Genomic DNA, 20,646 nt, shown 5'->3' on the forward strand with positions numbered 1-20,646 from the left:
CAGCGTTGTAAGTGTGTGGGTAGTTTGAATTGATGTGTTAGCTAAATCTTAAATGCATTGATGCAGTCTCGCTAATGCGTTGATATAGTCTCACGAATATGTTGATATGATACTGCAAATACGCTATTATAATAAGGTACAGATATTACAATACCATTGAAAGCATGAATGCTTCTATAAAAAAGAATGAACACTATAAGCGTTCTCTTATTTCTTTCGGACTAATTGAAGCATAGAAAGAATGAAAGAGCAAGCCTTATAGTGTTCATTTCTGTTTTTATAAATAATCGAAAGCCGTTAAATTAACATCTAATTAATCGTTGTAGCCTGCTGTAAGGCGACTGATATTAATGATTACCTGCATGGCCTTTTCCATTACTTGGATAGATACAAACTCGTAGGGACCATGGAAATTGACGCCACCGGCAAAGATATTAGGGCAGGGAAGTCCTTTAAAGCTAAGTTGTGCTCCGTCCGTTCCACCACGAATAGGTTGTACCAATGGTGTAACTTCTGCTTCCTGCATAGCCTTTACAACAAGGTCAATAACATGAAAGTTAGGGTCTATCTTCTCCTTCATGTTGTAATACTGGTCGTTCATCTTTATTTTAACCGTACCTTCGCCATACTTTTCGTTCATTGCTTTTACGCACTTCTCCATTATTCTTTTGCGTTCTTCGAACTTGTCTCTGTCGTGGTCACGAATAATATAGCTTAGTTTAGCTTCTTCGCAACGGCTTTCAATTCCGAGTAAATGGTAAAAACCTTCGTAGCCTTCGGTTGTTTCAGGAATCTCGTCTTGTGGTAACATCTGGTTAAACTCAATTGCTAAGCGGCTTGCATTAACCATTCTGCCCTTCGCATAACCTGTATGAACGCTCAAACCTTTGATGTAAATCTTTGCACCGGCTGCGTTAAAGTTTTCGTATTCCAATTGTCCAAGATCGCCACCGTCCATAGTGTAAGCCCATTCGCAGCCGAATTTCTCTACATCAAAGTGATGTGCACCGCGTCCAATCTCTTCATCAGGGTTGAAACCAACACGAATTTTACCGTGTTCTATCTCCGGGTGGTCGCGCAAGTAGCACATAGCCTGTACTATTTCGGCTATTCCAGCCTTGTCGTCAGCGCCAAGCAAGGTAGTTCCATCGGTAACAATAATGTCTTCTCCTTTATGTTTTAGCAACTCTGGGAACTGTTTAGGCGACGAAACCATATTTTCATTAAGTTGTATATCGCCACCATCGTAGTTCCTGACAATGCGTGCCTTAATGTTAGCACCACTTGCATCGAGGGCTGTATCATAGTGTGCGATAAATCCAATGGTAGGAACTTTCTTAGTTGTGGTAGCTGGAAGCGTTGCGTAGATATAACCTTTCTCGTCCATTTCTACTTCTTTCAATCCTTCACGCTCGAGTTCTTCCTTTAAGTATTTAGCGAAAACGAGTTGTTTCGCAGTACTCGGCACAGTTTCAGATTCGTCTGCCGACTGTGTGTCAAATTTGGTATAGTTAATAAATCTTTCTGCTATTTCCATGTTTAAATTTTATTTTATTGAACTATTAGTTGCAAAGATAGCTAAAAAGCAAGGTTTATCAAAACTTGCAAAGCTCTTTTTTGTAATTGTTATGTTTTTTCTATGTTTTAATAAATAAAAGCAAATAGCACGAACATAAATAAAAGAAAACGTGCTAATTTAGGAAGAATTATAACTTGATATATTGTTCTTTAAGTTTAATTTCGTATCTTTGCAACCTAAATTTATGCGTAGCGTGAAGATTAAGGAAGTTATTGATGCCCTTGAGAAGTTCGCGCCTCTGCCCTTGCAGGAGAGCTATGACAATGCTGGCTTGCAGGTTGGATTGACAGAGGTGGAAGTGTCAGGGGCTTTATTGTGCCTTGACGTTACAGAAAAAGTTTTAGACGAAGCGATAAAACTTGACTGTAACTTGATAGTTGCACACCATCCACTTATTTTTAATAAGCTTTCGCAGATATCCGATAAGGATTATGTGCAGCGAATTATTATTAAAGCAATTAAGAACGATGTTGTTATTGTGGCGATGCATACCAATATTGATGCGGCAGCAGGCGGCGTGAATTTTAAGATTGCAGAAAAGATGGGCTTGCAGAATGTACGTTTCTTGGGTGATACTCAGTCTGTTCAGACAAGTAATGGAGAGGTTGTTGGTGGATTAGGGGTAATTGGTGAGTTCGCTGAACCGTTGGCTGCTGATGATTTCGTTTTACTATTGAAACAGAAATTTAACGTAGAATGTGTGCAGGCCAATCAATTATTACGTCGTCCAATTAAGCAAGTTGCACTTTGCGGGGGATCTGGTGCATTCCTGTTGAAAACAGCTTTACACGAAGGAGCAGATGCTTTTGTTACTGGAGAAATGCATTATCATGACTTTTTCGGTTACGAACAGCAAATACAAATATGCTCTATCGGACACTATCAAAGCGAACAATTCACAACAGAAGTTTTTAAAAGTATCATAGAAAAACAGTGCAAAGGTGTTGTGTGTCATATAACACAAATAAACACGAACCCTATTATGTATATATAATAAGGTGTAATTTAAAACGAGATATAAGATAAATATAAAATAAAAGTATAACAATGGCAAAGAAAGACCCTAAAAACTTATCGGTTGAAGACAAGTTGAAGCATCTTTATCAGTTGCAAACAACGCTTTCGGCTATAGATGAAAAGCGAGCATTGCGTGGCGAATTGCCCCTTGAAGTGCGTGATTTGGAAGACGAAATTGCAGGTTTAAATACACGTATTGATAAAATACGATATGAAATAGACGATTTCCAACATGCAATCTCACAACGCAAAGGCGATATAGAACGTGCAAAAGCAAGTTTAGAACGTTATAACCAACAGTTGGAACAGGTTGCAAATAATCGTGAATACGATATGCTGACGAAGGAAATAGAGTTTCAGACGTTGGAAACGGAACTCTGTAAAAAGAAGATGGATGAGGCTCAGGCCAAAATAAAAGAGTGTCAAGACAATCTCGTCAACACCGAAGAAGTTTTAGACGACCGTTACAAGGCACTCGAAGAAAAACGTACAGAGCTTGACGAAATAATGCAAGAAACACGCGATGAGGAGAACGATCTGAAAGAAAGAGCTGCCGAGATTGAGACAAAGATTGAGCCAGGTTTGTTGCGCAGCTTTAAACGTATTCGTAAAGGAGCAAGAAACGGACTCGGAATTGTGTATGTACAGCGTGATGCTTGTGGTGGTTGCTTTAACAAAATCCCTCCCCAGCGCCAGTTAGATATTAAAATGCACAAGAAAATTATTGTGTGCGAATATTGCGGACGTATTCTTATCGACCCGGAATTGGCAGGCGTTAAGGTTCAAGAGGTAGAAGAAAAACCTAAGAAACGTCGTACAACCCGCAAGAAAAAGGAAGAAGAGGCTGAATAAGGCTGTAATTTCCTTATTGAATTCTGAGAAAAATAAAATCCATCAATATTGCTTCCCTGCAATGTTGATGGATTTTTTGTGTATAATGCGTTTCTTAAGTATATTTCTGCATAGTTATATGCCAAGCATAAAGCTACTGTTATAAGTTTTTAGGAATAAACACAGAAACATAAAGAGACAAAATATAGAATACGATCATTAAGATAGAATATATATATGTTACTTTTTTATATTTTGTTTTTAATAGCTTGTATATTGCTATTATACAAAATATAGAGGTTGCGTAGGTTATAGATTCTATTTTAAAAAGATAACCTATAGACGTTCCTAAGAAAATGCAACCATTTATTGAATATATACTCATTTACTTTGCTATGTCATATATGCATTTTCCGAATTGATAGGTAGCAATAGCTAATGAAATATAACCAAATGCATATCTTGCGGCAACAGATTTTAGAATTTGTAATCCTGTTTTCGCAGTTACCAAACTGCCAGTTCTTAATCCTAACGCACCACCTGGTATTCCTAATGCTGCGCCTATGCAACCTATAATGTCTCCTGTAGATAAATTACTTATCGCTCTTGTTTTTGTAGACTGTTTATTTGTAACAGAAATCATCGATAAGATGATTAATTCTTGTTCTGACATCTTAGAATATTGTTGATATTCAGGACTATCTTTGCTAATGGTATTCAGTACTTTTTTCTGAATATTTTTTCCATCTTCTAAAACAGGACGGAGAAGGACTTTTGCTTCTTCTTCTGTTAAGAAATTATCAGTACTCCTTGTTTTTGCAAATTGTTTTTCTATGTCATCAGATAAGTTGCTGAACGTAGAAAGGGTTAGATTACTTTTTAAAGTAAATTCACTGGGATTAACTTTCGGTTGGTCTATCTTTTCAGATTCAGACGAACAAGAAACAAATAAAGCTACGAGAGAGAAGAGGATAATAAACGATAAAAATGTTCTTTTCATAATTTAAAATTTAAATTTTTATTAAGTTTTTCGATTGTCGGTTACAAATATAACTATTTTATTATGAATGCGGCAAGAAGCATCTCTCGATTCATATAGATAATAACGATATTTAACTTTTTTTGACTTCATTCTATGTTATATAATAATTGTGTTTGGTAACGAGATAAATAGGAGATAGGTTCAAAATAACAACAAAACACTTTATTTTTAGGGGGGTGATATAGAGGAAATATTTACAAAAAAATCTTTTAAAGGGCGGAGAAACAGAGTGTGTTTTTATTAATTTAGTAGAAATATTAGCAATTGACTTGTTTTAATTTGTTGTTCGAAGAACTGCTTTATATTAGGCTAATTCGATGTTTACGAAGTTCGATTGTAATTAATTTTAAACGTGCAGCGTATGATGCCAAATGACGACCGTTAATTGAAAAAGTAAAGTAACCAGAGTTAGAATTTGCTTATTGTTTCGCAGCAGAAGCTGGCTTTTTCTAAAATAAAATAGTGTGGATAACCGTAAGGTTATAGAAAAAATAGTATATTAATGGTGCTGGTAACTTGAATAATTGGTTGAGCTTACATTTTAATCTTCGAAACGTCCATTGTATTTTTCTGCTATTATTAGGGGGGGCTATTTATTTTTATACGGGTATTCTAATTTTGTAATTGTAATTCTCCATTTTTCTTATTACATTTTTTTATTTTGTTATTTAAAAAAAATATTTTCTTATTATATTTTTTCTATGTATTGTAACTAGCAGGAAACCTGCTTCTTATATAGTGGCACAAGTTTAAAATTTATGATGAAATAATAGGCATTTTAATTGTCTTTATATTATCTGGCGTAGTTGTTTTTGAGTTTCTATTATTTACGAACTTATTTTTATATGGCAATATTCCTGCATCTGGCTTGTTTTTTCTTTTTGGTAGAATCGATTTTTTTGTAGTTTTATGTACTAAGATAGGAACTAAATAATAAAAAATGGAATTATAATTCTTTATAATTAGGTATCGAAGACAAGAAAGTATAAGTTTGATGCTCGTAATCCATCTTGCAAATGTAGGTGTCTATTCCGTTAGAAACAATGAGATAGTCTACATGAAGTAGGAGGTTGTAGGCAGAAATTTGGTCGAAGACTTTTTGCGTAAGCTGAATATGTGGTGCTTTGTATTCTATTATCATTCGTGGACGCAGACGACTGTCATATAAAACACTGTCGGCACGGATAACTTTTTCGCCAATAGAAAGTGGAATTTCGTTGGCAAGTAGACTCATCGGATAACCTTTATAGTCTATGAGATAGTGGATAAAATGCTGGCGGACCCATTCTTCGGGTGTAATTACAAGATATTTTCTGCGCAAAATATCGAAAATTTTGCGTTGTCCGTTCTCGTTTTTTACCTTTATATTATAGGGTGGGAGATTTAATTGTTGCATTATTTTCCTGTTTTTTTCTTTTTGCAAGCGATATTTAAGGTCTTGTAATATTTTGTTATCTCTTATTAATCAACTAACTTTGCAGACGATAGAATTTCGCTCAGAAGTTTTTAAGCAAACCTTTTTGACAGAAATTGAGTACAAATATAGAAAATTTTTTCTGATTGTATGCACCTGTTAATGCTGAAAATGATTGATGGTGCAACAGAAATATTAATAAAACAATAAATGCCAGCAAAACAAGGAAAAACTTTTCAGGAGATAATGAAAGACCTGAAAGCACGACGGTTCTCGCCTATATATATATTGATGGGCGAAGAATCTTACTATATAGACCAGATTACGAATTATATCGCAGAGAATGTACTTACGCCAGCCGAGCAAGATTTTAATTTAAACGTGTGCTTTGGCGCAGATGTTACAGCTGTGCAAGTAACCGATATGGCGAAACGTTTCCCTATGATGGCAGAATATCAAGTAGTCATTGTAAAGGAAGCGCAAAATATTCGTTCGCTCGATGCATTGGAGAAATATTTAAAAAATCCAGCAAAAACAACAATTTTGGTTTGGTGTCATAAAAATGGGAAGATTGATGCAAGAAAAAAAGTGATAAGTCTGGCAGAAGCTAATGGGGTGGTGTTTGAAAGTAAAAAAATAAGAGAATATCAACTTGCAAGTTTTATGCAGAATTATTTGGCAGCAAAGAAAATAATAATTGAACCTAAAGCTGCACAAATGATGGCAGACCATATTGGAACCGATTTGAGTCGTCTGACATCAGAACTCGATAAGGTTGCCCTTTCATTATCAGAAGACGATAAAAGAATTACACCAGAGATAGTGGAAAAAGAAGTTGGTGTGAGTAAAGATTTTAACACTTTTGAATTGCGCGATGCTATAGTAAATCGTAATGTTTTTAAAGCTAATCAGATTGTAAATTATTTTGATAGTAATCCAAAGGCGGGTTCTCTCTATTCTTTTTTGCCTTTACTCTTTTCTTACTTCCAAAATTTAATGATAGTTTTCTATTCGCCAAAGAATAAATTGGAAAACGATATAGCACAAATATTAGATTTGAGAAGCAGCTGGGGAGCGAAAGATTATAGTACAGGAATGAGAAATTTTACTGCGAGAAAAACGATGGACATCATAGCAAAAATTAGAGAAATTGATGCGAAAAGTAAAGGCTTGAATAATATAAGTACTGGGGCAGGGGATTTGATGAAAGAATTAATCTTTTTCATTCTGCACTAATAAAAATATAAATCAAGCATTAAAAATAGAATATAAAACGTCCATTTCTGGGTATCGAAAACCCTAAAATGGACGTTTTTAATGCAAAAAGCACAAGAAGAAGCCTCTAAAAACGCTAAAAAATGCTGTTTTCTGTATTTTTTAGCGTCTAAAAAAGTATTTCTGTTTATCTATATTTTCCTTTTAATTAGCTGAATATATGCAACTTATACTATTTTAACTCCTCTGTAATTCGCTTATTTGAAATGTATCTCTACTTTGCCCCGAAATATTAAAATTACGCTGTTTTTAGTTCTTTTCTAAAGCCAAAAATTTATCATTACAGCTTATTAACATTTACCCTAGTAAAGAATACATTTGTATATTTAAAATATCTCCGTTATTTTTGGTTTTGCACATTAAAATTTAAATTATTATAATGTGCACACGAAGATTTAAATTTGCAATTACAAATCCAAATTTCATGATATTAATTTGTAAACGTTTAAATATTCATTAAACAGAAATAACATATAATACATTTATAATCAATATTTTACAATATAACATTAAGAGAACTGCGACAAAAAAAGGAAATATTTTAGGTTAAACGATACATATACGGTATAAACCTTATATATTTGTTCCAACACACTGTTATGAACTAAGATAATATGTAAAAAGGTTGTTTTTAAGCTTTAACGATACAAATCTCTACTAATTTACATTTGTATATGTAAACCAAAGTTGCACATAATTTTGTAATTTAGGTTTGTGTTTTTTATATCGAAATTTAAAGTTTAAAGAACAAAATATTTTCTTTTTAATTTGTTTTTATAAATTATTTGTTTTACCTTTGTAAAATCATTAAAATCTACTCGAATAAGGAGAATTTGGTACTGACAGCTTATGAAAGATAGAATAAAACGCTTGATGGAGAGTCAGCATATGACTCAACAAACATTTGCAGACTTCATTGGAATTTCGTCTGCTTCGCTTAGTAGTATCTTTAACGGAAGAACAAAACCTACATTGAATACTGTTGAAGCCATAAAAGGAAAATTTCCAACTATTAGTCTTGATTGGCTGATGTATGGCAGCGAACCTATGTTTAAAGATGAAACAGTTGAGATAAAAAATGAGAATCCTATTACGACATTACCACCGAATTTAAATCTCTTTGATGAAGTGCCTTCTGCTGCTCCTTCTTTCTCTATTAATGAACCTAAAAACGATAGGAACGTTCCTCCACAACCTAAAGATATAGTAAAAACGGAGGTAAAATATATTGACAAACCACAGCGGAATATTACTGAAATACGCATCTTTTTTGATGATCAGACATGGGAAACATTTGTCCCTAAAAAATGATTTCTACTTCTAAGAATTAACATTTCATTTTCCGATATATGTAATTATCTTTTATATTGGAGCTCCTTATTGATTGTAAAATCATCAGGGAGCTTTATTCTTTTGTTTTGTTTTCTGACAGATTGACTTCGTAAATAGGATTTCCTTTTTAAATCTAAAATATCTATTTCTTATTTATATCTATAAGAATAAATATGTAATGTAAATGTGTATAATAATCCAATTAAATACCTTGTTCTATTGCTTTTCTCTTACATTATATATAATAATATCGCTAATTTTATGAAACAGTACGACAGAAATTATTCTCTTCTTATTGGCTTCCTTCTATACTCTATTTCTTGTTGCTTCTATTTTACTTGCTAAAAGCAATCGAAATAGTAGTCTGCTGTAGTTTTTTTGTGTATCTTTGCAGCGAGATTTCCTATAATATCATTATGAAACAGAAGTTTATTCTCGACCTAAAGGTTGTATCTGCAGATCGTTTGAATGAGAAGAACGTGTTGATAAAGCTCACTCACGATGCTGAATTGCCCGATATGATGCCTGGTCAGTTTGTCGAAGTAAGGGTTGATGGTTCGACTTCAACCTATCTTCGCCGCCCTATTTCCATCAATTTCATTGATAAGGAGCGCAACGAGTTGTGGCTGCTTGTGGCTGAAGTTGGAGATGGAACACGTACTATTGCAGCTGTAAAGTCAGGCGACACGCTTAACTGTGTGCTTCCGTTGGGCAATGGTTTCACCTATCCTGCTTTGTCTTCCGACAAACTTCTGCTTATAGGTGGCGGCGTTGGTGTTGCTCCTTTACTTTATTTTGGTAAGCTTTGTAAAGAGCGTGGTATTTCAGTAACCTTTTTGTTAGGTGCTCGTACAGCCTCCGATTTGTTAGAATTAGATGAATTTAGAAAATATGGAGAAGTCTTTGTTACAACAGAGGACGGTTCTATGGGCGAAAAAGGGTACGTTACCAACCATTCAATATTGAGTAAATATCATTTCAATCAAATCTCTACTTGTGGTCCTAAACCTATGATGATTTCTGTAGCAAAGTATGCACAAGCAAACAATATTCGTTGTGAAGCTTCTTTAGAAAATCTTATGGCATGCGGATTAGGTGCATGTCTTTGTTGTGTTGAGAAGACCTCGAAAGGTAATCTTTGTGTTTGTACAGCAGGACCGGTGTTCGATGTAAATAAATTGCTGTGGTAGTTGTATTCCCAATGGCAGATAATTGATGTTTGCATATTATAAATAGCGAATTAGAAAAATAGGTAAAAGCAATGGCAGATTTAAGTGTAAAGATAGGCAATCTACGATTAAAGAACCCTGTAATGACCGCCAGTGGCACTTTTGGTTACGGTATTGAATTTCAAGATTTCGTTCCTTTAGACCAACTTGGAGGCATTATAGTGAAAGGAACCACCCTTAATCCTCGTGAAGGTAACGATTATCCGCGAATGGTAGAAACGGCTATGGGTATGCTTAATTGCGTGGGACTTCAGAATAAGGGCGTTGATTATTTCGTAGAACATATTTACCCAGAAGTCAGCAAGATAGATACCAACATCATTGTAAACGTCAGTGGCAATTCGCCAGAGGGCTATGCAGAGACGGCTGAAAAGCTAAACAACCTCGACCATATTCCTGCCATCGAGCTGAACATATCGTGTCCGAACGTGAAAGAGGGCGGAATGGCATTCGGAGTAACTTGTTCTGGAGCTTCGGCTGTAGTTCGCGAGGTTCGCAAACGTTACCATAAAACTCTTATTGTAAAGCTTTCGCCCAACGTTACTGACATTGCAAGCATTGCTCGTTCGTGCGAAGAAGAAGGTGCTGATGCGGTTTCGCTCATCAACACCCTCATGGGTATGTCTATCGACATCGAGAAACGTGCCCATCGTCTTAGTATTCGCACTGGTGGATTAAGCGGTCCAGCCGTTAAACCCGTAGCCCTTCGTATGGTTTACGATGTAGCTCACGCCGTTAAAATACCAGTTGTAGGACTTGGTGGTATATCTACGCCTGCCGATGCCATAGAGTTTTTGATGGCAGGTGCAATGGCAATACAGATTGGTACTGCCAATTTCATCGACCCACAAGTTACGTTGAAGGTGCGCAACGGTATCAACGAATGGTTAGACAGCCACGGCTACAAGTCGGTGAACGAAATCATCGGTTGTGTAGAATAATATACTCACTTTTGCTTGACACTTTTGTTTTTTAGAAAAAATGATATCCTATTCGCACAAATATGATGTCATATTTTAGTAGATATGACGCCATATATTTTTATTCCGTCCAATTATATTGGTGTACCTTATGTAGACTATAGCTGTTGAATGCAAAAGGGATTAATCTTCTGCTTTTACTAAGTTCTCAACAAATTCGCTATAACTTTCTGCCAAATATTCAATGCAGTCTTCAGTAAATTCTCCTAAATCCATAAACAATAAAACAATATTTCCAGACTGTAAATCTATGGCAAAGTAGTTTCCTCCCCAATCAACTGCAAATGGTAAGTAGTGAGATGGAACATTTACTGAAGTAAGTTTCGCATAGCTTTTCTCTATTTTCATCTCTCCTAAGTCATCGCTATAATGCTTTATTGGGAGGTAAAAACTAATCTCGTAGCCTTCTTCCTCATCTTCTGTATCGCAGAAAAGCGACTTGTCAGGCATTCCACCATTAAAAGTTATGTACTGAGAAATAAAGTCTTGGGGTAATTTGTACCCTGTTATTCGTTCAAGATTTGCTATATCTTCTTGTACGATTGCTTTTGCTGTCTTTGTGAACATATTTGTTTTTTATCGATAAAAAAATAATATTGTTTAATGTCGCTTTCTGCTTCAAAACAAGCTGTTGTTATTGCCATTCGAGCGTTTGCTCAAAAAAATCTAAGCCCGTTATTTTCGCTTCTTTTAAGTAGTTGATAAGTCTTTCTGAGAAGAATAGCCCCACTGTTGGGACTTTTAAGACGTCAAAATCGTATTTTTCGGTAAGGAAAATGTGGCGCATTTCTGTGAACTTATTCTCCCGATTTTTATATTCTTCAAATGAATTAAATGTCAAACGTTCCCTTGAGATAGAGTCGATAATGACGCTTTTCGTGTAATCTATCTGTTCAAGAGGTATGCAAGGGAAAGCTAAGAGATAATAATTCTTTACAGTGGAGAACTCAGGAATGCTCACTTGAATTTCTGAATGTAAGGGCAATTTGAATTGTTCTATCACATTTTTAGTCTCTTTAGAAACAATAAAATCGAGCATTCCAAAGGAGTTGTCCGTCATATTCGATATGAAATCTGTTTCCTTTACTCGTTTTTTAGTTTTATAATATACTATCTGCTCAAGCTTGGAAACATCAATTATAGGAAAGTCTTGTATACCAGTATTAAACCTTCCTTCCCACAAATGCTTGCAATATTCCATAAGATAGTTTTTGTCTGCTGCGTTAGCAAAGGAACATTGAGTTTTCTTTAGTCGTATTTCAACTTGATTGGTAACACCGTCCGTTATTCCCGTTACAGAACTTTCTGTTGACGGACACACTCTGAAATACCTTTTGTAAATTTCCATTTATTTGCCGTTAGTTTACGATTTCGTCCCAATAATGCGGACTATAAACCGTTACAGTTCTATCTCCTTCATCTTCTTGAAATCCACTAAAGGCAACACCTATGCTATCAAATATCGTGAAACCATTGTATATATGAATGGCTTTCTTGCAGCTTATCAATTATATTTGTGTAGCTGAACAAATCGTATTCATTGTAATACAATTCAACATCTTTATTTGCTATAACAGAAATCTCCACCAACTTATTATCTTTGAAAACTAAAGATAAATTGTCTAAGTATAGTTTTATTAAACCATTATTGTCTACTCGTTTAAAGTTATTTTTTATTTTGCTTAAAATGTCTTCCAGTAGACATCCGAATTTATATTCGTTTACACCTTCATAAGGCTTTATTATGTATTCCATCTTTTTAATTTTCTAATGCGGATAAATTCTATATAACCGATACAAATATACTTAATATTATTGTAACCTTGTTATTTTATCGTTCAGTATTATCCTTATTCTGTATTTTAGTTGTTTCCACAATAAAAATACACCGTTTCTTTTCTTTCTGTTTAGCTACAATGATACGATGTAATAGTGTTTATTTTCTATAAAAAATTTGAGAGCGTTCAACCGAACGCTCTCAACCAACACAAAAACTAAACTAGACTTAACTAAAAGTTTTCGCACTATTTTCTCAAACGGTTACGAAATATGTCGCAAATGTACGATAAAATAATTACAAAAAAGCATTCCTGCCGTATAAATTTTGCATTTTACCGCAATATATTATATTCTTCTGGAATTATTGACTAATATAGCGTCCAATATTGTCATGGCTGTCATAGCTTCAACAATAGGTACTGCTCGCGGAAGAACACAAGGATCGTGCCTCCCTTGGACCGTTATCATCTGTTCGTTCCCATCAAAGTCTACAGTTTTTTGTTCCATCAGCAAGGTTGCTACAGGTTTAAAAGCCACTCTGAAGTATATGTCTTCTCCATTGCTTATACCTCCTTGTATTCCTCCGCTGTGGTTTGTTTGTATTGCAATTCTGCTTTTTTCTTTTTCTGTTCTTTGTGTGAAACGGTCGTTTTGTTCGCTTCCTCGCCACGAGCTTCCATCAAATCCTTCTCCATATTCAAATCCTTTTGCTGCATTTATGCTTAGCATTGCAGCACCGAGTTGTGCATGAAGTTTGCCAAATTCTGGATCGCCTAATCCTATTGGGCATCCTTTCACCACGCAAGTAATAATCCCTCCTATGGTATCGCCCTCGCTTTTCACTTTCAAGATGAGCTTTTCCATTTCCTTAGCTTTCTCTTTATCTGGGCATCTAATGGGGTGTAGTTCAGTTTGCGACAGGTCGTACTTATTGTAATCCTTGTCCAATGCGATGTTACCCACCTGGGAAGTATAGGCCTGAATGGTTATATTGTATTTTCGAAGCACAAGTTTTGCCAATGCTCCAGCCACTACTCTTGCGATTGTAATGCGTGCCGAGGCCCGCCCGCCACCTCTATAGTCGCGTATGCCATACTTTTTATAGTAAGTGTAATCAGCGTGTGACGGTCTGAAGAGCATGCTTATGTTTTCGTAATCTTTGGATTGTTGATTTTCATTTCTGACCATAAAGCCAATAGGTGCACCTGTAGATTTTCCTTCGAAAATACCACTTAGCAGCTCCACCTTGTCGGTTTCTCTCCTTCTGGTAGTTATTTTGTTTTGTCCTGGCTTGCGTCTATCCAGCTCGTCCTGAATAAAATCGTGGTCAATATCTATGCCGGGTGGCATACCGTCTACTATGCCTCCTATAGCAACCCCGTGGCTTTCGCCAAAGGTTGTTAGTGTGTAAAGTGTTCCAAACGCATTAGGCATATTGCCATTCTCCTCGTCCGTGTTTTGTTATAAATATTTTTCTAATGTTTTTTTTGAGTTTTAGTTGTTGCAACAACAGCAGCCTTCACCATTGCTTTCGTCGCTTCCGTGACAACTGCATTGGTTGTTTCCATCTCCTTCCCCTTTGTGGCAACCACAATTTCCGCCACAATGGTGATTGTTAAGTTTCTCAAAGAACTCCTTTACTTCCTCTTCGGTAGCCTCACGGTTCTCTATCACGTGTCCTTTAAACTTCAGTTCTTTACCTGCCAATGGGTGGTTGAAGTCAACTTTTACCTTGTCTTCAGTTATATCCATTACACGAGCGATAAAGCGTTGTCCCTCTTGGTTCTGCAAAGGAATGGTTGCTCCGATATAGACGTTACTACTATCGAATTCTCCTCCTTGTGAAAATACTTCTTTGTCAAGGTCTAACACGTTCTCTTCGTTATAGTCTCCATAGGCTTGTCCTTTGGCTAAATCGAATGAGAAATCTTGTCCTGCTGGTGTTTTTATTGCAATTTCTTCGAATTGGGGTAGTGCCATTTCGCACCCTGTATAGAATGTTAGCGGACGGTTTTCTTCCGTTTTCTCTATCAAAACTTCGTTTCCGTATTCCATACTGTATAGTTCGTATTTTGCAGAAATGAATCTATGTGTTTTATTTTCCATTATTATTATAGTGTTTTTTTGTTTCTTTGCAAAGATACTATTTATTTATGACAAACCTACGAACTGTCTGTTGTTTTTTGATTGTGCTACCTCTCTCAATAGAAAGACCTTTCTGCTCGCCATGCAATTTCGTCTGTATTCCTTTTTACAGACGGAAAGCGGAAGGTAATTATGTTAAATTTGGTAGTAAGTAAGAACATTATAAACAACGTTCCTACCTATTTTGCAACCAAAAAGCTGCACACCAATGAAATATTGGTATGCAGCTGATATTTTTATTGTACAGGTTTCTGTGTGCAACTTGCACATTTTGCCTTTCTTTTAATACATATCGTCTACTTCTGGGTCTTCTTCCCCATCATCGGTTTGTCCACCTACTGGAACCTTAGACTGTCCGCCGAGTGATCTTTCAAGATATTCACTGTTTAACTGTAATGTAACCACTTCGCAAGTGGGCATTTCATATTTTGTCTTTTTCATTTTGTTTCCCTCCCTACTTAATAATTACTTTCTTACCATTTACGATATAAATACCTCTGACAGGGTGGTCTACACGGCGACCTTGCAAGTCGTAGTAAACTGCATTAGCGTCTGTCTCTACGGTTGCTGTGGTAACTTCATCAATACCGTCAGCTGTTCCTTCTTCCTCCATATCGTATCCGTCCAACTTCGAACCAGATGCATTTGCATCTACCAACAAGAATGCTCTGTTGCCTTTAATGGTAGCACCCTTGTAGCGATAGAAACCTAATGGGTTACGAACAGCTGGTTTCGGATTTATATTAAATACCCGAACTGTTTTTCCAGCAGTCTCAATAGTGTTCTTTGCTTCGTCGAAGAAGACGGCTTTAAGTATATTGTTAGTAGGAGCAGGCGTCGTATTGGCTAAAGGTAACAGGCGGTTTGAAGCACTTGCAGTGGTTTCGCATTCGAGCACAATAGGTGTCTGAGCAGGGATAATATCGTTTTTCGATGCAATCTTTTTACACTGTGCATAACCCTTTTCAGCGCCAGTCGTGCCAATAGATTCTACAATATAGGCATTTATATTATCTACTACTTTCATTGGGAAGTCGGTATAGAGAGTAGTAAAGTACTTGCCGTTCTTGCCTTTCATCTTATTAGCAGGAGCTACACCGAAGTAATTCGTATTGTCTTCACCCACTAACTCTAAAATCCATTTAGCGGCATCGCCTACAGCAGGACGCTCTGGACCATACCATGCTGTGGCATTATTATTGCAAAAATTAAACTTTGCTTCTCCTTCGCGATACTTGTTTACACCTTTTCCATTCTCTTCTACACGGTCAATCGCACCTTCCATTAAATAGTAAGTTTTCCCATGGTTAATGCGTTTGTCCTTTACGTAACCTTTGACCAGTATAACCAAATCGCTACTTGCACCAAAACGGCTCTCAAGAGCTTGCACTGCGTATTTTTCTACAGCTTCCCAAACTTCATCAGCATTGTCATGTTTCAACCCATCACGGATATCTGGATAATTGGCAAGAGCACTCTCAATTCCTGATTTTACCAAATTACCATTATTATTATAAAAATCTACAATAGGTTGCATAGATGGTACTGTTGCATACGCATAATAAGCCTCTGCTCCATTTGTAGTAGTTGTTTTCTCTAAATGCATATCTAAGTCCCATTTATTAAGCACTTGGGTTTCTAAATAAACCATTGCAAAAGGAGCAAATATAGTAAGCTTTTCCTTCAATTTCGCATATATTTTATCCTTTACCATAGCTATGCCCTTCAATAAGTAACCATTAATTACATCTACACCTTGTGAACGTAAAGTGGTTACAATGTATCTGTTTTTAGCATTATCCCACTTAGCTTCCAATTGGATAACACTTCCAGGCTGTGTTTTTACAGCATCAACAGTCTGGTTTGGCTGTGCCTGATACTTCCCTGTTACTTGTACATACTGCTCATAAAAAATCTGCATATCAACCTTTTCATTGATACACAGATTTCTTTTTCATTCTACACAAACTTTATATTAAAGATGCTTGTCTCTATTTTATGATATTTGATTTATATTTACACTTTTGAATTTCGATTATATACGTAAGGTATAACTATTATGAAGTATGATAAAAGTTATTTTACAAATACCTTTTTTACATTTATAGACATATCCTTATCTATTGTCTTCATAATATAAATGCCTGGCAATGCTGGACGAATATTGCCCATATACCGCCCATCAAGTGTATAATAGCAGCATTTAGATACTTCTGTATTCGATTCAATAGGCGTTACAGACGTGGCAGGATTGAACTCTGAAGCTCCAATGTCAATGCTTTTGCCCATTATGCGGTTGTTGCCGTAAATGTCTTTTGTGTAGTTCTCAATGCTAATAGGCGTACCTTTGTCTATGAATTCGCTGCCCTGCTGTAATTCCCAGCTGGCAAACAGAATATCGCCAATACCTTTTTCATCGACAGTAAAGCCTTCGAATGTTGTTGGAGCCACAAAGTTCGACTTGGCAACAGTGGTAGCACTGATAGTATTTATTACATCTTTTTCTTCGTCGGTATAGGTAGAATAGTCTATATTAGTGCTGGTAGTAGCCTTGCGCGACTTGTTATTTTGCACCGTACAGTTTATGATTTTACCACCATCGGCAAATATTCCACCTCCATGAAACGATGTACAATTGTAAACAAGCCCCCCTACAAAAGTACCTTTATTATACACTCCACCACCAGCACCGCCTTTGTCATCGCCTAACAAGGTATAATCGGCAAAGCAATTTGCCACAACGTTATTGATTGCAGTACCCAAATTGTAAATTCCTCCACCAACAAGGGCACGCGAACTTACTATTTCGTTATCATGTAATAAGCCCGTTGAATAGATAGCACCGCCCTCACGAGCATAGCAACCTTCGAAATTGCAATCTGTCACTGTGCCTTTCACATTATATATAGCACCACCTGCATCTAAAGCGACGCAATCCAAGAAGAAACAATTGCTTATTTCGGCGTTCTCGGCATATACTGCTCCACCTCGAGCTTGTGTGTTTGGCGAATGTGCATAGGTACGTTCGAAATAGCAATCAGAGATTTTTGCATTGCCTTTACCTGTTAAGTAGACTGCAGCACCATCGGCATACTTGTTTCCTTCGGCAGTAAAGTAACAAGAGTTTTCTATAAATCGACAGTTGGTAATGGTAACATCACCCACAGCATAGATAGCTCCACCCGAACATTGCACGTTATATACCATGGCGTTTGCCCCTTTCAAAGTAAGTCCGTCAATCGTTATCGGAGCCGTCAGTTCCTCTTTTTTATATAATATATGGTTGGCATTATTCGCCGTTCCTGGTATTATGTTGTTATCAACCTTCCACCCATACATGTAGGGATTCTCGGGATTAGCCTCTCTCACCCATTCATCGGGCACATCATCATCGGCACTTAGTATTGTCGTATTCACATAATCGTAGGCTTCTCCATCTTCTACTTTCATGCGTTCTTCCTTGCTTTTCTCTGTACCGGCAAAGCCGCCATAGAGCGATACGCCATCTTTTAATGGAAAGTGGCGTGAGTTTTTCTTCGATGATTTAATGAGTTGCGTAGGCTTATAGGTGCCTGCTGCAATCCAAATCTCGTCGCCCGAAGTTGCTTTTGCCAAGGCATCGTCTAAACTTCCCATAGCTTTTTCCCACGAAGAGCCGTCGCCTGTACTCTTTATAGAAACGTGATATACTTTCGCTTGTAACGGTGCAGCCGCAAAAAGCAAGCTGATTCCAACCGCAAAAAAATAAGAATGCTTCATATCTCAATATGTTTTGGTTAATGTAAATCGGGACAAATATTATCTCATATCAGTGCAAATACCCTCATTTTCCTTTAGAAACCTTGATAAGCAACAGCCCTATGGCTGTCCAAATAAGTTCTCTAAGACGCACGATAAGGGCTACAAAGATGCCTGCATTGGCTGTAAGTCCTAAGCCAGAGACCGACATCAGGAAGCCACCTTCGCGCCCACCGAGTTGCAAAGGCATAAAAAACAGCATGTTGGCAAACAGTGTTGTAAAGGAAATAATGAGAATACAGTTCAGGTAATTCACGCTTGGAAACAGCACAAGCAATATGAAGAAAACTTCAAGAGCACTGCAAACACGGCACAGAAGTTCGATAAACACCACCGAAAAGAATGTCTTTGGGTCTTGATTGTGCAGTGCTGCCACCTGTTTATCGATGTTTTCCAACCGTTCGCGGTTCTCTTCGATGTACCGGCACGCCCATTTCTTAACGCCAGGGATATGTCGCAGGAGATTCATACCGCGGACAGCAAGTCCCTTTTTATACCCGGAGAAGAAGAACCAAATAGCTGTCAGACAGAAAACACAGCCCACAGAGAGCATAATAGCCATAAAAACACTGACGTGCTGCGTAAGAATGAAGAGCGGAATGGAAAGCAACCAGAACCAGAAATGACTGAAAATATGCGTCATAACAAACAAGAGCACCGACGAGGTTGCACGTTCTACGCCTATATGGGGCGACAATTCCATAATGCGATAAGGCTCGCCACCCATCAATCCACCCGGTGTGGCATAGTTCAGGGCAAACCCTGAGACGCTGATTTTATAGAGATACCAGAACGGAACCATACGTTTGTCGTCGCCTTTGGTCTGACTTTTGATGATGATATACCAAGAGGTAGTATTGAAAATATAAAGAAAAGCCCACAATACCACCACCGCAAAGAACCAATAGCCTGCGTGTTGCAGTCCACGCCATACTTCGGCAAAGTCCAATTGTGTTACCATTATCACCAAGACTACAATACCGAAGAGGAAAAAACCGTTCTGATATTTCTTTTTCATAGGCTTTTTTCTTTTATAGAAAATAGAAAACGAGGCAACTCCGTCCGTACAAAGCAGCACCGAAACTCCGAGTTACCCACGCAACTATTTCTCATTTCAATTATTCTTCCTTTCGTTTTGGCACGGCAAAGCGCACCTTCTCGCTGTCGTCGCGACGTTCCTTGTAGAGTTTTGCCAACGGATTGCCCATCGGTTCATCGTATTCCTTGCGATGACGGAAGATGTCTATGGCAAGGAAAATGGCGTGGCGCATTGGCATAGCATCGGCAACGCCCTTGCCTGCAATACTGAAATTGGCAGGTGTTTCGGGTGCAGTGCGCACCAATGGCAGCCCTGCAAGATAGTTTACGCCCCCTTCTACCGTTAGCGAACGGAAAGGAGTGAGTCCCTGTTCGTAGTACATAGCAAGCACACCATCGAACTGTTCCCAATCGCTACCACCGAAAAACTTATCCGCAGCGTATGGTCCGAAAGCCTGTATGCCCTCTTTTTCGAGTGCTGCAATGGCAGGTTCAATCACCTCTTGTTCCTCTGAACCGAGCAAACCATTGTCGCCTGCCTTCGGATTGAGTGCCAAAAGGGCGATGCGCGGATTAGAAATGCGGAAGTCGCGGCGTATGCTATGGTGCAGCAAACGTCCGTTTTCGGTAAGCCCTTCAATAGAAATAGACTCTGCAACTTGCTTCAACGGCAGGTTGCGAGTAGCCAAGGCAATGCGCAGTTTCTCGCTTACAAGCATAGAGAGCGTTGGTTCTTCAGCCGGCAGATGGTCTTCAATGTATCGGCTCTGCCCACTGAAATGGAACTGCTCACTGTTTTCTATCGGTGCAGTAACCAAGACATCGAAGCCCCCTGCACGGTAATCAGCCAATGCACGGTCGATTGCAAGCAAGCCAGCGTTGCCCGATTCCTCAGTAGGAACACCAAGTTCCACCTTTATTTCCTCGTCGAAAACAGGTATAAAGTTTATTCTATTGTCTTGAATCTCGCTTATATCATTGATGATAGTGAAGGTTGCCTCCAACCTTAAGGCATTGCGATGATACGTAGCAACCTTTGGAGAGCCATATATAATAGGTGTGCAAAGCTCCAACATCGTTGGTTCCTCAAAGGCTTTGAATATCAGTTCGTATCCTATTCCGTTCGTATCGCCGTGCGTAATGGCTACTCGGACTTTTCTATTGTTGTTCATAACTTATTCTGTATA

The 20,646-nt window shown here is 37.5% G+C and carries 19 protein-coding genes; 6 read left to right on the forward strand and 13 right to left on the reverse strand.

The window, feature by feature from the left end; all coding sequences use genetic code 11:
* Positions 1-313: 313 nt before the first annotated feature.
* Positions 314-1,537: a peptidase T gene (pepT, locus tag RDV52_RS06585; RefSeq protein ID WP_004362118.1), complete on the reverse strand. Its 1,224-nt coding sequence runs from the start codon at positions 1,535-1,537 to the stop codon at positions 314-316.
* Positions 1,538-1,763: 226 nt separating this feature from the next.
* Here pepT and RDV52_RS06590 point away from each other — a divergent pair, with 226 nt between their 5' ends.
* Together RDV52_RS06590 and RDV52_RS06595 are read left to right on the forward strand one after the other, a co-directional pair.
* On the forward strand, positions 1,764-2,573 hold the full coding sequence (locus RDV52_RS06590; protein ID WP_004366419.1) for a Nif3-like dinuclear metal center hexameric protein: 810 nt from the start codon (positions 1,764-1,766) through the stop codon (positions 2,571-2,573).
* A gap of 53 nt (positions 2,574-2,626) precedes the next feature.
* Positions 2,627-3,448 (forward strand): zinc ribbon domain-containing protein, encoded by an 822-nt coding sequence (locus tag RDV52_RS06595; RefSeq protein ID WP_004366418.1) that lies wholly within the window; start codon positions 2,627-2,629, stop codon positions 3,446-3,448.
* Between the two features lie 364 nt (positions 3,449-3,812).
* On the opposite strand, the gene RDV52_RS06600 is transcribed toward RDV52_RS06595, so the two are convergent.
* Entirely contained in the window at positions 3,813-4,427 is a 615-nt protein-coding gene (locus RDV52_RS06600; RefSeq protein ID WP_004366416.1) for a hypothetical protein, read from the reverse strand.
* A 988-nt stretch (positions 4,428-5,415) separates the two neighbouring features.
* Complete coding sequence (locus tag RDV52_RS06605; RefSeq protein WP_004366415.1) at positions 5,416-5,865, reverse strand: type I restriction enzyme HsdR N-terminal domain-containing protein; 450 nt, start codon at positions 5,863-5,865, stop codon at positions 5,416-5,418.
* Positions 5,866-6,093: 228 nt separating this feature from the next.
* Between RDV52_RS06605 and holA the strand changes: the two genes are divergently transcribed.
* From holA to RDV52_RS06625, 4 genes are all read left to right on the forward strand, one after another.
* Positions 6,094-7,119, forward strand: coding sequence for a DNA polymerase III subunit delta (holA, locus tag RDV52_RS06610; RefSeq protein WP_004366413.1), 1,026 nt, complete (start codon positions 6,094-6,096; stop codon positions 7,117-7,119).
* Positions 7,120-8,007: 888 nt separating this feature from the next.
* Positions 8,008-8,469, forward strand: coding sequence for a helix-turn-helix domain-containing protein (locus RDV52_RS06615; RefSeq protein ID WP_004366412.1), 462 nt, complete (start codon positions 8,008-8,010; stop codon positions 8,467-8,469).
* 437 nt (positions 8,470-8,906) lie between these two features.
* Entirely contained in the window at positions 8,907-9,680 is a 774-nt protein-coding gene (locus tag RDV52_RS06620) for a dihydroorotate dehydrogenase electron transfer subunit (RefSeq protein WP_004366411.1), read from the forward strand.
* 71 nt (positions 9,681-9,751) lie between these two features.
* Positions 9,752-10,660, forward strand: a complete 909-nt coding sequence (locus RDV52_RS06625) for a dihydroorotate dehydrogenase (RefSeq protein WP_004366410.1) — start codon at positions 9,752-9,754, stop codon at positions 10,658-10,660.
* A gap of 162 nt (positions 10,661-10,822) precedes the next feature.
* Here the strand turns inward: RDV52_RS06625 and RDV52_RS06630 are convergent, their stop codons facing one another.
* The 10 genes from RDV52_RS06630 to RDV52_RS06675 form a co-directional block, all read right to left on the reverse strand.
* A complete protein-coding gene (locus RDV52_RS06630; protein WP_004366409.1) occupies positions 10,823-11,266 on the reverse strand; it encodes an SMI1/KNR4 family protein in 444 nt (147 codons plus the stop codon).
* Between the two features lie 67 nt (positions 11,267-11,333).
* Positions 11,334-11,900 carry a hypothetical protein gene (locus RDV52_RS06635; protein WP_223381156.1) on the reverse strand — a complete coding sequence of 189 codons (567 nt, stop codon included), beginning with the start codon at positions 11,898-11,900 and terminating at the stop codon, positions 11,334-11,336.
* A gap of 254 nt (positions 11,901-12,154) precedes the next feature.
* Positions 12,155-12,454, reverse strand: coding sequence for a hypothetical protein (locus RDV52_RS06640; RefSeq protein WP_004366407.1), 300 nt, complete (start codon positions 12,452-12,454; stop codon positions 12,155-12,157).
* A gap of 369 nt (positions 12,455-12,823) precedes the next feature.
* Entirely contained in the window at positions 12,824-13,912 is a 1,089-nt protein-coding gene (gene aroC / locus RDV52_RS06645; protein WP_004366406.1) for a chorismate synthase, read from the reverse strand.
* Positions 13,913-13,972: 60 nt separating this feature from the next.
* On the reverse strand, positions 13,973-14,584 hold the full coding sequence (locus RDV52_RS06650; protein ID WP_004362104.1) for an FKBP-type peptidyl-prolyl cis-trans isomerase: 612 nt from the start codon (positions 14,582-14,584) through the stop codon (positions 13,973-13,975).
* A 321-nt stretch (positions 14,585-14,905) separates the two neighbouring features.
* Positions 14,906-15,064 (reverse strand): hypothetical protein, encoded by a 159-nt coding sequence (locus tag RDV52_RS06655; protein ID WP_004362103.1) that lies wholly within the window; start codon positions 15,062-15,064, stop codon positions 14,906-14,908.
* Between the two features lie 13 nt (positions 15,065-15,077).
* Entirely contained in the window at positions 15,078-16,544 is a 1,467-nt protein-coding gene (locus tag RDV52_RS06660) for a hypothetical protein (protein WP_004366404.1), read from the reverse strand.
* 155 nt (positions 16,545-16,699) lie between these two features.
* Positions 16,700-18,382, reverse strand: coding sequence for a right-handed parallel beta-helix repeat-containing protein (locus tag RDV52_RS06665; RefSeq protein WP_004366403.1), 1,683 nt, complete (start codon positions 18,380-18,382; stop codon positions 16,700-16,702).
* Positions 18,383-18,446: 64 nt separating this feature from the next.
* Positions 18,447-19,439, reverse strand: a complete 993-nt coding sequence (locus RDV52_RS06670) for a lysylphosphatidylglycerol synthase transmembrane domain-containing protein (RefSeq protein ID WP_004366402.1) — start codon at positions 19,437-19,439, stop codon at positions 18,447-18,449.
* 100 nt (positions 19,440-19,539) lie between these two features.
* Complete coding sequence (locus RDV52_RS06675) at positions 19,540-20,631, reverse strand: PdxA family dehydrogenase (protein ID WP_004366401.1); 1,092 nt, start codon at positions 20,629-20,631, stop codon at positions 19,540-19,542.
* Positions 20,632-20,646: the final 15 nt, after the last annotated feature.

The sequence above is a fragment of the Prevotella nigrescens genome (genome assembly GCF_031191185.1).
In the GTDB taxonomy this organism is placed as follows: Bacteria; Bacteroidota; Bacteroidia; order Bacteroidales; family Bacteroidaceae; genus Prevotella; species Prevotella nigrescens.

Excerpts from the sequence above, each read along its gene's own strand:
- pepT (WP_004362118.1), bottom strand. The coding sequence starts at position 1,537 with ATGGAAATAGCAGAAAGATTTATTAACTATACCAAATTTGACACACAG.
- RDV52_RS06590 (WP_004366419.1), top strand. The coding sequence starts at position 1,764 with ATGCGTAGCGTGAAGATTAAGGAAGTTATTGATGCCCTTGAGAAGTTC.
- RDV52_RS06595 (WP_004366418.1), top strand. The coding sequence starts at position 2,627 with ATGGCAAAGAAAGACCCTAAAAACTTATCGGTTGAAGACAAGTTGAAG.
- RDV52_RS06600 (WP_004366416.1), bottom strand. The coding sequence starts at position 4,427 with ATGAAAAGAACATTTTTATCGTTTATTATCCTCTTCTCTCTCGTAGCT.
- RDV52_RS06605 (WP_004366415.1), bottom strand. The coding sequence starts at position 5,865 with ATGCAACAATTAAATCTCCCACCCTATAATATAAAGGTAAAAAACGAG.
- holA (WP_004366413.1), top strand. The coding sequence starts at position 6,094 with ATGCCAGCAAAACAAGGAAAAACTTTTCAGGAGATAATGAAAGACCTG.
- RDV52_RS06615 (WP_004366412.1), top strand. The coding sequence starts at position 8,008 with ATGAAAGATAGAATAAAACGCTTGATGGAGAGTCAGCATATGACTCAA.
- RDV52_RS06620 (WP_004366411.1), top strand. The coding sequence starts at position 8,907 with ATGAAACAGAAGTTTATTCTCGACCTAAAGGTTGTATCTGCAGATCGT.
- RDV52_RS06625 (WP_004366410.1), top strand. The coding sequence starts at position 9,752 with ATGGCAGATTTAAGTGTAAAGATAGGCAATCTACGATTAAAGAACCCT.
- RDV52_RS06630 (WP_004366409.1), bottom strand. The coding sequence starts at position 11,266 with ATGTTCACAAAGACAGCAAAAGCAATCGTACAAGAAGATATAGCAAAT.
- RDV52_RS06635 (WP_223381156.1), bottom strand. The coding sequence starts at position 11,900 with ATGGAATATTGCAAGCATTTGTGGGAAGGAAGGTTTAATACTGGTATA.
- RDV52_RS06640 (WP_004366407.1), bottom strand. The coding sequence starts at position 12,454 with ATGGAATACATAATAAAGCCTTATGAAGGTGTAAACGAATATAAATTC.
- aroC (WP_004366406.1), bottom strand. The coding sequence starts at position 13,912 with ATGCCTAATGCGTTTGGAACACTTTACACACTAACAACCTTTGGCGAA.
- RDV52_RS06650 (WP_004362104.1), bottom strand. The coding sequence starts at position 14,584 with ATGGAAAATAAAACACATAGATTCATTTCTGCAAAATACGAACTATAC.
- RDV52_RS06655 (WP_004362103.1), bottom strand. The coding sequence starts at position 15,064 with ATGAAAAAGACAAAATATGAAATGCCCACTTGCGAAGTGGTTACATTA.
- RDV52_RS06660 (WP_004366404.1), bottom strand. The coding sequence starts at position 16,544 with ATGCAGATTTTTTATGAGCAGTATGTACAAGTAACAGGGAAGTATCAG.
- RDV52_RS06665 (WP_004366403.1), bottom strand. The coding sequence starts at position 18,382 with ATGAAGCATTCTTATTTTTTTGCGGTTGGAATCAGCTTGCTTTTTGCG.
- RDV52_RS06670 (WP_004366402.1), bottom strand. The coding sequence starts at position 19,439 with ATGAAAAAGAAATATCAGAACGGTTTTTTCCTCTTCGGTATTGTAGTC.
- RDV52_RS06675 (WP_004366401.1), bottom strand. The coding sequence starts at position 20,631 with ATGAACAACAATAGAAAAGTCCGAGTAGCCATTACGCACGGCGATACG.